Raw genomic sequence first — 12,038 nt, forward strand, 5'->3', positions numbered from 1 at the left:
CCGAGGGCCGTCCCACACTGCTCCGAGTCAATCGGTGATCCGACCGAAACTTTCGGAGGTTCTCGCCATGAGATTCCTGAGAACGGGATTATCCTTCGCTTCCCTCCTGACCGGTGCCGCGCTCCTGCTCGCGGCACCCGCGGCGCACGCCGCCGGCACCCCGCTGCGCGACCTCGCGGCGGCGAAGGGCAAGGTCATCGGCACCGCCGTCACCGGATCCAGGCTCACCGGCGGCTACGGCGGCATCGCCGGAGCCCAGTTCAGCTCGCTCACCCCCGGCAACGCCATGAAGTGGGGGACGGTCGAGCCGACTCGGGGCGGCTTCGACTGGACCGAGGCCGACCGGATCGTGGCCTTCGCCCGGGCCCACCACCAGCAGGTGCGCGGCCACACCCTGGTCTGGTACCAGCAGAACCCCGGCTGGCTGACGAACGGCAGCTGGACGCCGGCCCAGCTCGGCAGCCTGCTGCGGAACCACATCAGCACCGAGGTCGGCCGCTACAAGGGAAAGATCGCCGCCTGGGACGTGGTCAACGAACCCTTCGACGACGCAGGCGGCTACCGCTCGACGATCTGGTACAAGGGACTCGGCCCCGGCTATGTCGCCGACGCCCTGACCTGGGCCCACGCGGCCGACCCGGACGCCAGGCTGTACATCAACGACTACAACGTCGAGGGTGTGAACGCGAAGTCCGACGCCCTGTACCGCCTGGTCAAGTCGCTGAAGGCGCGGGGCGTCCCGATCGGCGGCGTCGGCCTGCAGGCCCATCTGACCCTCGGCCAGGTGCCCGCCACGCTCCAGCAGAACATCCAGCGCTTCGCCGACCTCGGCGTGGACGTGGCGATCACCGAGCTGGACGTCCGCATGCAGCTGCCCGCCGACAGTACGAAACTCGCCCTGCAGAAGGCCGACTTCAGGTCCGTGGTGGCCGCGTGCGCGGCCGTGACCCGGTGCGTGGGCGTCACGGTGTGGGGCTTCACCGACGCCGACTCCTGGGTGCAGGGCACCTTCCCCGGCTACGGGGCGGCGACCCCGTACGACGAGAACTACCGGCCGAAACCGGCGTACCACGGCATCGCCGAGGCGCTGGGCGGAGCATGAGACGACCACAGCATCAAGAGCGTCGGGCCACCGTCGTCAGCATCCCGCGCGACACCCTCGTCACCCTCACCGGAAAAAAATCCGCGAGATTTTTCCGGTGAGGGTGTCGATCCGGGTGTCTCCCGTTCGACGCACGGGGTGAGCGGCCGGGGAACGGCCCCGCCGCCCGACCGAAGGAGTCACCATGCCCCGCTATCTGTCGATCGTGCACATCGACGAGTCCTCCGCCCCCGCCGAGGGCCCCAGCGAGGAGCTGATGCAGCGGATGGGCCAGCTGATCGAGGAGATCACCAAGGCCGGCGTGATGCTCGACACCGCCGGGCTGACGCCGTCCGCGCAGGGCACCACGGTGCGCTGGCAGGGCGGCAGGATCTCCGTCACCGACGGGCCGTTCACCGAGTCCAAGGAGGTCATCGGCGGCTACGCGATCATGCAGTGCAAGGACAAGGCCGAGGCGCTGGAGTGGACCAAGCGGTTCCTCCAGGTCCACGAGGACTACTGGAACGTGAGCTGCGAGGTCCGCGAGATCGCCGAGGGCTGAGTCTTCGCTGGCACCGTGGCCTCCGGGGGTGTTGCATGGTGGGCTGTGGAACCACAGCCCACCGCGCCACCGCACGCCCCTGCCGCTCTCGCCGCCCCCGATGCCGCCGCCGCGGAGGCCACCGCCTCCGATCCCGCCGCCGCCCGCGCCATCGAGACCGTCTTCCGCCTGGAGTCGCCCCGCGTCGTCGCCGGTGTCGCCCGGATCGTCCGGGACGTCGGCATCGCCGAGGAACTGGCCCAGGACGCGCTGGTCGCCGCCCTGGAGCGGTGGCCCCGCGACGGCGTGCCCGACAACCCCGGCGCCTGGCTCATGGCCACCGCCCGGCACCGTGCCGTCGACCTGATCCGGCGCCGCGAGGCCTACGCCCGCAAGCTCGCCGAGATCGGCCGGGACCTCACGACCACGGCCGCTCCTCAGGAGCCCGCCGACCCGGACGACATCGACGACGACCTGCTGCGGCTCGTCTTCACCACCTGCCACCCGGTGCTGTCCGCCGAGGCCCGCACGGCGCTCACCCTGCGGCTGCTCGGCGGTCTGAGCACGGCCGAGATCGCCCGCGCCTACCTAGTCCCGGAGCCGACGATCGCCCAGCGCATCGTCCGCGCCAAACGCACCCTGGCGAAGAAGAACGTCGCCTTCGAGGTGCCCTGCGGCCCCGGCCGCGAGGCCCGCCTCGGCTCGGTCCTGGACGTCATCTACCTGATCTTCAACGAGGGGTACGCCGCGACCACCGGCGACGATCTGCTGCGTCCCGGCCTGTGCGAGGACGCGCTGCGCCTGGCCCGCGTCCTTACCGGGCTGATGCCCAAGGAACCGGAGGTGCACGCCCTGACCTCGCTGCTGGAGTTCCAGGCGTCCCGCACGGCCGCCCGTACCGGCCCCGACGGCGAGCCCGTCCTCCTCAAGGACCAGAACCGCCGCCGCTGGAACCGCATGCTCATCGCCCGCGGCATCCGCGCCCTCGACCGCGCCGACGCCACGGCGACAGGGGCCCCGGGCCCGTACGCCCTGCAGGCGGCGATCGCCGCCTGCCACGCGCACGCCTACACCTACGAGGAGACCGACTGGCGCGCCATCGCCACCCTGTACGGCTTGCTGGCCGCCCGCGCCCCGTCCCCGGTGGTCGAACTGAACCGCGCGGTCGCCGTGTCGATGGCCGACGGCCCGGCCGAGGGCCTGGAGCTGGTGGACGCCCTGGCCGCCGAGCCCGCCCTGCGCGACTACCACCTGCTGCCCAGCGTCCGCGCCGACCTGCTGGCCCGGCTCGGGCGCACCGCGGAGGCGCGCGCGGAGTTCGAGCGGGCGGCCACCTTGGCCCGCAACGAGAAGGAACGCGAACTCCTGCGACGCCGGGCGGGCGAACTGCCGGACAGGCCCTAGACGGGGCGCCCCACGAGCATCGTGGGGGCTCCCGCGACCCGGGTGAGGAACACGGTCGCCGCGTTCGGTCCCTGCGGCTTGACCTTCTTGCGCAGCTCCTCCGGTTCGACCGCCGAGCCGCGCTTCTTCACGGTCAGCGTGCCGACCTCGCGCTCGCGCAGCAGGGCCTTCAACTTCTTGACGTTGAAGGGGAGTTGGTCGGTGATCTCGTAGGCGGAGGCGTACGGGGTGGGCCGCAGCCCGTCGGCGGTGACGTACGCGATGGTCGCGTCGATCAGGCCGCCGCCGACCTCCTCGGCCACCTCGGCGACCAGATGGGCGCGGATGACGGCACCGTCGGGCTCGTACAGGTACCGCCCGACGGGCCGGACCGGGGGATCGGGCAGCTGCCTGCCGAGGAGCGTGCGCGGGCCGGGCAGCAGCGTGGCGCGTACCGCGCCCGGCGCCCCCGTCCCGAACCACACCACTGCCTCCTTCACGTCCCCGCCGTCCGAGATCCACTCGGCCTCGGCATCGGCGGGCACGGCCTCGTGCGGAATGCCGGGCGCCACCTTCAGCGCCGCGTGCGGTGCCCTGCGGGCGGCCCCGACCGCCCAGGACAGGGGAGGGGAGTAGGCCTCGGGATCGAAGATCCTCCCGCCCGTCGCCCGACCGCCACCCCTCGCCGACGCTCCCCCAGCGCCGAAAGCCTGGGGGGACCCCCATCGCGCGGCCCCTCCGGACCGTCCCCCTCGGCGCGCCGGGTCCACGAAGACCGCGTCGTACCCTTCCGTCTCCACCTCCGTGACGTCGGCCTCCCGCACCTCGATCAGCGCGTCCAGCCCGAGCGCCTCGGTGTTCGCCCGCGCCACGGCGGCCGTCAGCGGATCCCGGTCCACGGCGAGCACCCGGATCCCGGCCCGGGCGAGCGCGATCGCGTCCCCACCGATCCCGCAGCACAGGTCGGCCACCGAGGTGACACCGAGGCCCTTGAGCCGCTCCGCGCGGTAGGTCGCGACGGTGGTCCGCGTCGACTGCTCGACCCCGTTCGGCGTGAAGAACATCCGCGCCGCGTCCGCCGCCGCGAACTTCGCCGCCGCCCGCTGCCGCAGCCGGGCCTGGCCGAGCGCGGCCGAGACCAGTTCGGCGGGGTGGTCGCGGCGCAGCCGGGTGGCGACGGCGAGTTCGTCGGCCGGGGCGGTGTCGCGGACCTGGTCGAGGAGGGCGCGGCCTTCGGGGGTGAGAAGCAGAGCGAGGTCGTTCACCGGGTCATTGTGGGCCAGTCGGTGGATCGTGCGCCTTCCGGCGGCGGCGTCGGCCCGGGCGCCGGGGTCCGGGCTGGGAGGATCCGACACCATGCGAGCAGTCGTACAAAACTATGAAAACGATAAAAGATCGTCCCTTTTCGGGCGTCTGGCTCGGGGCTGCGGAGCCGTCGCACTGGCCTCGGCCGCTCTCCTCTCCGGCTGCGCCGGCCCCACCGGTACCCGCTCCGCCCCCGGGTCGGGCGGCCCCGCGCATGCCCCGAGCCCGCAGGCCCGCCAGGCCGCCGAGCACGCCCGCCTGGTCGCCGCCGCCAAGCACTGGGGACTCGACCGGGTGCCGCTGACGCCTCCGCCGCCGCCTGAGAAGAAGCCGAGGATCACCACCCGGCGCGGCTTCGAGGTGGACCACCAGGAGGACGACTGGGACCTGCCTCCGGTCTTCACCACGATCCCCACCAAGCAGAAGATCGTCTTCCTCACCATCGACGACGGCTCGGAGAAGGACCCCAGGTTCCTGCGGATGATGGAGGACCTGAAGATCCCCTACACCGCGTTCCTCAGCAACTACCTGATCGAGGACGACTACGGGTACTTCCGCAAGATGCAGTCCCTCGGCCACACCCTCGACAACCACACCCTGCACCACCCCTACCTGCCGGGGCTGTCCTACGAGGAGCAGAAGACCGAGATCTGCGACATGCAGGACATCATGGAGAAGCAGTTCGGCAAGCGCCCGACGGTCTTCCGCCCGCCCTACGGCAACTACAACGAGGACACCCTGCGCGCCGCCAAGTCCTGCGGCATCAAGTACGCGCCGATCTGGAACGAAGAGGTCTACGTCGACCACTGGGAGTACCGCGAGGACGACCAGAAGATGCGCCGCGGCGACATCGTCCTCACCCACTTCCGTGGCCGCTCCGACTGGAACGGCACGATGATCGACGACATGCGCCGCTTCCTGAACAAGATCACACGCGAGGGCTACGCCGTGGCCCGCCTGGAGGACTACCTGTGAGGCCGGGGAGGAGCCCGCGGGCGCGGCACGCGAAGGCCGGTCACGGCTGCCGCCCGTGCCGTTCCCTGGCCGCGCTGCTCGCCTCGGCCCTCCTCCTCACCGGCTGTGCCCAGTCCGTCGACCCCATCGAACGCCTCGGCAAGAAGGCCGCCGAGGGCGTACGCCCGCACGGCCCCGCCCCCGACCGGAGCTACCGCCGCTGGGGCCTGACCGAGCCGCTCGCCCGTCCGCCCCGGCCCGCCGCCCGCTCCCTTGCCCTCGCCCCGCAGACCGGGGGCCGCGCCCTGCCCCGCGTCGTCGACCACGTCCCCACCCGCGACCGTGTCGTCTTCCTCACCTATGACGACGGCGCCGAGCGGGACCCCCGGTTCGTCGACATGGTCCGCGAACTCCGGCTGCCGGTCAGCATGTTCCTCACCGACAGCGCCACCGGCCCCGGCTACGGCCACTTCGCCCGGCTGCACCGGCTGGGCGCGGGCATCCAGAACCACACCCTCGACCATCGCGCGCTGGCCGGACTGCCGTACGCCGCTCAGCGCGCCGAGATCTGCGGCCAGCAGGCCAGGCTCAGGTCCCGCTTCGGCCTGCGCCCCCGCCTCTTCCGCCCGCCGTACGCCGCGTACGACACCACCACCCTGCGCGCGGCGGCCGACTGCGGTATCTCCACGGTCGTCCTGTGGCGCGCCGCGATGACCCCGACCGACCTCGTCTACCTCCGCGGCGAACACCAGCTGCGCCCCGGCGACATCATCCTGGTGGGCCCGGACGAGACGACGGGCCGAAGCCTGCTGCAACGCACGACCCGGGCTCTGCGCAGGGTCCAGCAGCGCGGGCTGACGGTGGGCCGGTTGGAGGACTACCTGTAGCTCTATGCCGGGCAGCGTTTCAGCGAGGGCCGGTAGAGGCAGCCCGTCCGGCGTTCGAGGACGAGGCCGTTGAGGCCGAAGCGGGGGTCCGGGGGCGGCAGCCCCCAGGGACGGCGGGCCGAACACTGGCCCATCAGGCACCCGGCACACCGGCCCATCAGGCACCCGGCGCGCCCCGTCTTCCGCCGACGCGCCGCACGGCATTGGCACTCCGCTTGACCGAGTGCTAATCGCGGTCATAGTCTCGGCTCTGGCACTCCCCCCTGGAGAGTGCCAACAAACGCGACGGGCAGGTCCGGCACCCGCGACGACGGATCCACCTGGTCGCCACCTCAGACAGTTAACCCCGTGAGATCTCCGAAGGGGGAGGTCGGATCGTGACGACCACCAGCTCCAAGGTTGCCATCAAGCCGCTCGAGGACCGGATCGTGGTCCAGCCGCTCGACGCCGAGCAGACCACCGCCTCTGGCCTGGTCATCCCGGACACCGCGAAGGAGAAGCCCCAGGAGGGCGCCGTCCTCGCCGTGGGTCCGGGCCGCTTCGAGAACGGCGAGCGCCTTCCGCTCGACGTCAAGGTCGGCGACGTCGTCCTGTACAGCAAGTACGGCGGCACCGAGGTGAAGTACAACGGCGAGGAGTACCTCGTCCTCTCGGCTCGCGACGTGCTCGCGATCATCGAGAAGTAATCACCTCGAGCATTCCATTTGCTCTTGAGCTGCGCCCCTGGCCCCCGCGACCGATAACGAAGCCGGGCGTCCGGGGCGCAGTTGTCTTTACACCCAATAGATTTCCGAGAGGGCTTCCGCTGTCATGGCGAAGATTCTGAAGTTCGACGAGGACGCCCGTCGCGCCCTTGAGCGCGGCGTCAACAAGCTGGCCGACACGGTGAAGGTGACGATCGGCCCCAAGGGCCGCAACGTCGTCATCGACAAGAAGTTCGGCGCCCCCACCATCACCAACGACGGTGTCACGATCGCCCGCGAGGTCGAGATCGAGGACCCGTACGAGAACCTCGGTGCGCAGCTGGTGAAGGAGGTGGCGACCAAGACCAACGACATCGCGGGTGACGGCACCACCACCGCCACCGTGCTCGCCCAGGCGCTGGTGCGCGAGGGCCTGAAGAACGTCGCCGCCGGTGCCTCCCCGGCCGCCCTGAAGAAGGGCATCGACGCCGCGGTCGCCGCCGTCTCCGCGGAGCTGCTCGCGTCGGCCCGCCCGATCGACGAGAAGTCCGACATCGCCGCCGTCGCCGCGCTGTCCGCCCAGGACCAGCAGGTCGGCGAGCTGATCGCCGAGGCGATGGACAAGGTCGGCAAGGACGGTGTCATCACCGTCGAGGAGTCCAACACCTTCGGTCTGGAGCTGGACTTCACCGAGGGCATGGCCTTCGACAAGGGCTACCTGTCGCCGTACTTCGTGACGGACCAGGAGCGCATGGAGGCCGTCCTGGAGGACCCCTACATCCTCATCAACCAGGGCAAGGTCTCCTCCATCCAGGACCTGCTGCCGCTGCTGGAGAAGGTCGTCCAGGCCGGCTCCTCCAAGCCGCTGCTGATCATCGCCGAGGACGTCGAGGGCGAGGCCCTGTCGACCCTGGTCGTCAACAAGATCCGCGGCACCTTCAACGCCGTCGCGGTGAAGGCCCCCGGCTTCGGCGACCGCCGCAAGGCGATGCTGCAGGACATGGCGATCCTCACCGGCGCCACGGTCATCTCCGAGGAGGTCGGCCTCAAGCTCGACCAGGTCGGCATCGACGTGCTCGGCTCCGCCCGCCGCGTCACCGTCACCAAGGACGACACCACGATCGTCGAGGGTGCCGGCAAGCAGGAGGACCTGACGGGCCGCGTCGCGCAGATCAAGGCCGAGATCGAGAACACCGACTCCGACTGGGACCGCGAGAAGCTCCAGGAGCGCCTCGCGAAGCTGGCCGGCGGCGTGTGCGTGATCAAGGTCGGCGCCGCCACCGAGGTGGAGCTGAAGGAGAAGAAGCACCGTCTGGAGGACGCCATCTCCGCGACCCGCGCCGCGGTCGAGGAGGGCATCGTCTCCGGTGGTGGCTCCGCTCTGGTGCACGCCTCCAAGGTCCTCGAGGGCAACCTCGACAAGTCCGGCGACGAGGCCACCGGTGTCTCGGTCGTCCGCAACGCGGTCGTCGAGCCGCTGCGCTGGATCGGTGAGAACGCCGGCCAGGAGGGCTACGTCATCGTCTCCAAGGTCAAGGACCTGGAGAAGGGCCAGGGCTACAACGCCGCCACCGGTGAGTACGGCGACCTGGTCAAGGCCGGCGTCATCGACCCGGTGAAGGTCACCCGCTCCGCCCTGGAGAACGCCGCCTCCATCGCCTCCCTGCTGCTCACGACCGAGACCCTGGTCGTCGAGAAGAAGGAAGACGACGAGCCGGCCGCCGCGGGCCACGGCCACGGCCACGCCCACTGAGCCTGACGCTCGTTCGAAGGCCCGGCACCCCGCCACGGGGAGCCGGGCCTTCGCGCTGCCGGCCGCACGAAGAGGCCGTCCGGGAAGCGCCCTACGACTCCAACTCGTCCAACGCGCCCAGCTGTTGCATCAGCCCCAGCTGGTCATGCTGCCACCACAGCTCGGCGATCTTGCCGTTGTCGGCGAACCGGAACATCGTCGACCCGGTCATGGTGACCTTCCGGCCGGTGGGCGCGATCCCCAGGAAGTCGCCCCTGTGCGTGGCGTTCCACGTCCAGCGCGCGCAGGCCCGGTCGCCCTGGGCGAGGAGGTCCTCAACGGTGAAGGCGAAGTCGAAGCCGCCGCGCCACATCCGGACCTCGGCACGCAGGTTGTCCAGCCCGAGGGTGTCCTGCGGATTCACCGGGTCATGGCTGTGGATGTCCTCGTCGAGAAGGTCGTTGAGCGGGGCGAGTTCGCCCGGAGCCGCGAGCACCGAGAAGAACCTGCGCACGGTGTCCTCGGCCAGCCGATCGTCCCGTACGACGTCCAGGTCGATGAACGTCGGCATCTCGTCGCACAGGGCGACCAATCCCTGGAAGATCCGGTCGGTCTCCGGGAGGTTCGAGTTCCGCATCGCCTCCTCGTAGGACGGGAACTCCACCACTTCCACGATGTGCGACGCGTCCGAACGGTCCTTGCCGACCAGCGCGTGCGTCGCCGTCCGCTTCCCCTTGGTCTGCTCGACCCAGTCGTCCATCAGCCGGTTCATCTCGTCCAGCCGGCTCGTCCTGCACTCGATGAGCTGCACGAAGGTCATGACGCCGCCTCCCGGCCCCCCTGGCCCGGTTGTCCACCCTCATTTTCGCACCGGGACGGCAGCGCCACCTGTCCGCTACTGCGGCCCGTACTTGCGCCCCGTCCGCGAGGAGATGCCGCCCAGCAGCCCGCGCGGGGTGACCTTCACCAGGCCCATCAGCGCCTTGTAGCGGGGGTCGGGGATGGACAGCGACTTGCCGTGCGCCAGATCGGACAGGGCCGACGCGACCAGCTTGTCGGCGTCCAGCCACATCCAGCCCGGGATGTTGTCCGTGCCCATCCCGGCCCGCTGGTGGAACTCGGTGCGCACGAAGCCGGGGCACAACGCCATCAGCCGGACGCCGCTGCCCGCCAGGTCCTTGGCCGCGCCCTGCGTGAACTGCACGACCCACGCCTTGGAGGCGCCATAGGTGCCCCGCGGCACGAAGGCGGCCACGGAGGCGACGTTGACGATCCCGCCCCGGCCGCGCTCGCGCATCGCCTCGGCCGCCGCCGAGGTCAGCCGGAGCACCGCCTCGCAGTGCACTTTGAGCATCTTCAGCTCGTCGGCCATGGCCACGTCGAGATAGCGGCCCTTGTTGCCGAAGCCGGCGTTGTTGATCAGCAGGTCGACCGGGTTCTTCCGGTCGCCGAGGCGGTCGGCGACCGTCTCGATGCCCTTGTCCTCGGCGAGGTCGGCGGTCAGCACCTCCACCTCGATGCCGTGCCGGTCGTGCAGTTCGGTCGCCTGCTCGCGCAGCCGCCGGGTGTCCCGTGCCACCAGGATGAGGTCATGCCCGTCAGCCGCCAGCCGTCGCGCGAACGCGGCGCCGATCCCCGCGGTCGATCCCGTAATCAGAGCCGTTGTCATGGCCCAAGGGTAGTGACCCGGGGACCGGCCCGGAGCGAGCGCGTCCGCTGCCGGTCAGGCTCGGCGGCGGCTCGGCCGACGGTTCTTCAGCTCTCCTGCTGGGCCACGTACTTGCGCGCCGCCGCCAGCGTCTCCGCGTGCAGCGCCTCGCCCGCCACGAGGAGCCGCGGCAGCAGTTCCCGTTCGGTGGTGACCGCGCGGAACTGCAGCGCCGCCGTCACCCCGTGGTCCGGCCGGTGCACGATCTCGATTGGGTCGCCCGCGCGCACCTGGCCCGGTTCGATCACCCGGAGGTAGGCACCCGTTGCGCCCTTCTGCGTGAATCTCTTGACCCAGCCGCGCTCGCCCAGATGGCCCTGGAACGTGCGGCACGGGATCCGGCCCGAGGTCACCTCCAGAACCACCTCGGCACCGATCCGCCAGCGCTCACCGATCAGCGCCCCGGAGAGGTCCAGACCGTCCGTCGTCAGGTTCTCTCCGAAGCAGCCATTGGCCAACGATCTGCCGAGTTCGCGCTCCCAGTCGTCGAGGTCCTCGCGCGCGTAGGCGTACACCGCCTGGTCGTTGCCGCCGTGGTGCCGCAGCTCGCACACCGCGTCGCCGGCCAGCCCGCTCGCGCCCACGCCCTTGGGGCCCGGCGCGGTCACCCGCACCGGTCCGTCGACCGGCTTCTTGTCGATGCCCGTCACACCCTGTGACTGGTCCGTGTACGGCACAGCCCGGGGCCGGCCCAGATTGACCGAGAGAAGCTTCATGTCCGCACGGTACGGCACCACGCCTCAAAGCGTCGAGCGAATATCGCGCGCCATCTCCAAGTACCCCTTATGCTCGAAGGGTGATCGAGGCCCGTCATCTCCGCGTCCTGCGCGCCGTCGCCGCCACCGGTTCCTTCTCCGCGGCGGGGCGCGAACTGGGCTGCACCCAACCCGCCGTCAGCCAGCAGATGAAGGCCCTGGAGACCTCCGTCGGTACCCCGCTGCTGGTCCGCAACGGCCGCGAGATGCGGCTGACCCAGGCCGGGGAAGCCCTGGTCAGGCACGCCTCCGGCATCCTCGCCGGGCTCACCGCGGCCGAGGAGGAGGTCGCCGCCATCGCGGGCCTGCGCGCCGGCCGGGTGCGGCTGGTCTCCTTCCCCAGCGGCAGCTCCACCCTGGTCCCCACCGCCCTGGCCGCCCTGCGCGCCGCCCACCCCGGCACCCGTGTCTCCCTGGAGGAGGCCGAGCCGCCGAAGTCCGTGGAGCTGCTGCGCGAAGGCGACTGCGACCTGGCCCTCGCCTTCCGCTACGAGGGGGCGGCGGTCGCCGAGGACTGGGACGACCTGGTGGTCCGGCCGCTGCTGACCGACCGTCTGGTCGCCCTGGTGCCCGAGCGGCACCGCCTCGCGCGCGCGGAGGCCGTGGCCATCGGCGAGCTGGCCCAGGAGCCCTGGATCGCGGGCTGCCCGCGCTGTCGCGGCCAGCTGGTCGAGGTGTGCGAGGGAGCCGGTTTCGCCCCGCGCATCGACTTCGCCACGGACGACTACCCGGCGGTGGTCGGCCTGGTCGGCGCGGGCCTGGGGGTCGCCGTACTGCCCCAGCTGGCGGTGGAGTCGGTACGGCCCAGGGGGGTGCGCGCGGTACGGCTGGAACCGGCGGTGCGCCGCGAGATCGTCGCCCTCACCCTGCCCGATCTGGCACAGGTGCCGGCCGTGGCGGCGACGCTGGAGCAACTGGCCCGGGCGGCCGGTCGCGCCTAGGCGGCGGGACCCGCAACGCGAGGGCACGCGTGCGCGTGCCCGGTGCGGATAAGTTGCAGAAACGTTCC

At 71.2% G+C, this 12,038-nt stretch carries 11 protein-coding genes and 1 pseudogene; 8 read left to right on the forward strand and 4 right to left on the reverse strand.

The window, feature by feature from the left end; all coding sequences use genetic code 11:
- Window positions 1-67 precede the first annotated feature (67 nt).
- From AB0L75_RS31245 to AB0L75_RS31255, 3 genes and pseudogenes are all read left to right on the forward strand, one after another.
- A pseudogene (locus AB0L75_RS31245) lies at window positions 68-1,096 on the forward strand (endo-1,4-beta-xylanase); the annotation flags it as partial.
- Between the two features lie 190 nt (window positions 1,097-1,286).
- Window positions 1,287-1,643 carry a YciI family protein gene (locus tag AB0L75_RS31250; protein ID WP_365187656.1) on the forward strand — a complete coding sequence of 119 codons (357 nt, stop codon included), beginning with the start codon at window positions 1,287-1,289 and terminating at the stop codon, window positions 1,641-1,643.
- Between the two features lie 150 nt (window positions 1,644-1,793).
- A complete protein-coding gene (locus AB0L75_RS31255) occupies window positions 1,794-3,026 on the forward strand; it encodes an RNA polymerase sigma factor (protein ID WP_365187842.1) in 1,233 nt (410 codons plus the stop codon).
- Here AB0L75_RS31255 and AB0L75_RS31260 read toward each other — a convergent pair.
- Window positions 3,023-4,270, reverse strand: a complete 1,248-nt coding sequence (locus AB0L75_RS31260; protein WP_365187659.1) for a methyltransferase domain-containing protein — start codon at window positions 4,268-4,270, stop codon at window positions 3,023-3,025. The genes AB0L75_RS31255 and AB0L75_RS31260 overlap by 4 nt on opposite strands.
- 91 nt (window positions 4,271-4,361) lie before the next feature.
- Between AB0L75_RS31260 and AB0L75_RS31265 the strand changes: the two genes are divergently transcribed.
- The 4 genes from AB0L75_RS31265 to groL all read left to right on the forward strand — a co-directional run bounded on the left by AB0L75_RS31265 (window position 4,362) and on the right by groL (window position 8,587).
- Complete coding sequence (locus AB0L75_RS31265; protein WP_365187662.1) at window positions 4,362-5,285, forward strand: polysaccharide deacetylase family protein; 924 nt, start codon at window positions 4,362-4,364, stop codon at window positions 5,283-5,285.
- A gap of 65 nt (window positions 5,286-5,350) precedes the next feature.
- Complete coding sequence (locus AB0L75_RS31270; protein ID WP_365187845.1) at window positions 5,351-6,151, forward strand: polysaccharide deacetylase family protein; 801 nt, start codon at window positions 5,351-5,353, stop codon at window positions 6,149-6,151.
- A gap of 377 nt (window positions 6,152-6,528) precedes the next feature.
- Window positions 6,529-6,837, forward strand: a complete 309-nt coding sequence (gene groES, locus AB0L75_RS31275; protein WP_020132158.1) for a co-chaperone GroES — start codon at window positions 6,529-6,531, stop codon at window positions 6,835-6,837.
- A 124-nt stretch (window positions 6,838-6,961) separates the two neighbouring features.
- Entirely contained in the window at window positions 6,962-8,587 is a 1,626-nt protein-coding gene (gene groL / locus AB0L75_RS31280) for a chaperonin GroEL (protein ID WP_365187665.1), read from the forward strand.
- Window positions 8,588-8,678: 91 nt separating this feature from the next.
- Here the strand turns inward: groL and AB0L75_RS31285 are convergent, their stop codons facing one another.
- The 3 genes from AB0L75_RS31285 to AB0L75_RS31295 all read right to left on the reverse strand — a co-directional run bounded on the left by AB0L75_RS31285 (window position 8,679) and on the right by AB0L75_RS31295 (window position 10,990).
- Window positions 8,679-9,386, reverse strand: a complete 708-nt coding sequence (locus tag AB0L75_RS31285; RefSeq protein ID WP_365187668.1) for an ester cyclase — start codon at window positions 9,384-9,386, stop codon at window positions 8,679-8,681.
- 75 nt (window positions 9,387-9,461) lie between these two features.
- On the reverse strand, window positions 9,462-10,235 hold the full coding sequence (locus AB0L75_RS31290; RefSeq protein ID WP_365187671.1) for an SDR family oxidoreductase: 774 nt from the start codon (window positions 10,233-10,235) through the stop codon (window positions 9,462-9,464).
- An 86-nt stretch (window positions 10,236-10,321) separates the two neighbouring features.
- Window positions 10,322-10,990, reverse strand: coding sequence for an MOSC domain-containing protein (locus tag AB0L75_RS31295; protein WP_365187674.1), 669 nt, complete (start codon window positions 10,988-10,990; stop codon window positions 10,322-10,324).
- 80 nt (window positions 10,991-11,070) lie between these two features.
- Between AB0L75_RS31295 and AB0L75_RS31300 the strand changes: the two genes are divergently transcribed.
- Window positions 11,071-11,970: a LysR family transcriptional regulator gene (locus tag AB0L75_RS31300; protein WP_365187677.1), complete on the forward strand. Its 900-nt coding sequence runs from the start codon at window positions 11,071-11,073 to the stop codon at window positions 11,968-11,970.
- Window positions 11,971-12,038: the final 68 nt, after the last annotated feature.

This window comes from Streptomyces sp. NPDC052101, from assembly GCF_040680235.1.
Classification (GTDB): Bacteria; Actinomycetota; Actinomycetes; order Streptomycetales; family Streptomycetaceae; genus Streptomyces.

What these genes read in the sequence shown, in the direction of transcription:
- AB0L75_RS31250 (WP_365187656.1), top strand. Translation starts at nt 1,287, where the DNA reads ATGCCCCGCTATCTGTCGATCGTGCACATCGACGAGTCCTCCGCCCCC.
- AB0L75_RS31265 (WP_365187662.1), top strand. Translation starts at nt 4,362, where the DNA reads ATGCGAGCAGTCGTACAAAACTATGAAAACGATAAAAGATCGTCCCTT.
- groL (WP_365187665.1), top strand. Translation starts at nt 6,962, where the DNA reads ATGGCGAAGATTCTGAAGTTCGACGAGGACGCCCGTCGCGCCCTTGAG.
- AB0L75_RS31285 (WP_365187668.1), bottom strand. Translation starts at nt 9,386, where the DNA reads ATGACCTTCGTGCAGCTCATCGAGTGCAGGACGAGCCGGCTGGACGAG.
- AB0L75_RS31290 (WP_365187671.1), bottom strand. Translation starts at nt 10,235, where the DNA reads ATGACAACGGCTCTGATTACGGGATCGACCGCGGGGATCGGCGCCGCG.
- AB0L75_RS31295 (WP_365187674.1), bottom strand. Translation starts at nt 10,990, where the DNA reads ATGAAGCTTCTCTCGGTCAATCTGGGCCGGCCCCGGGCTGTGCCGTAC.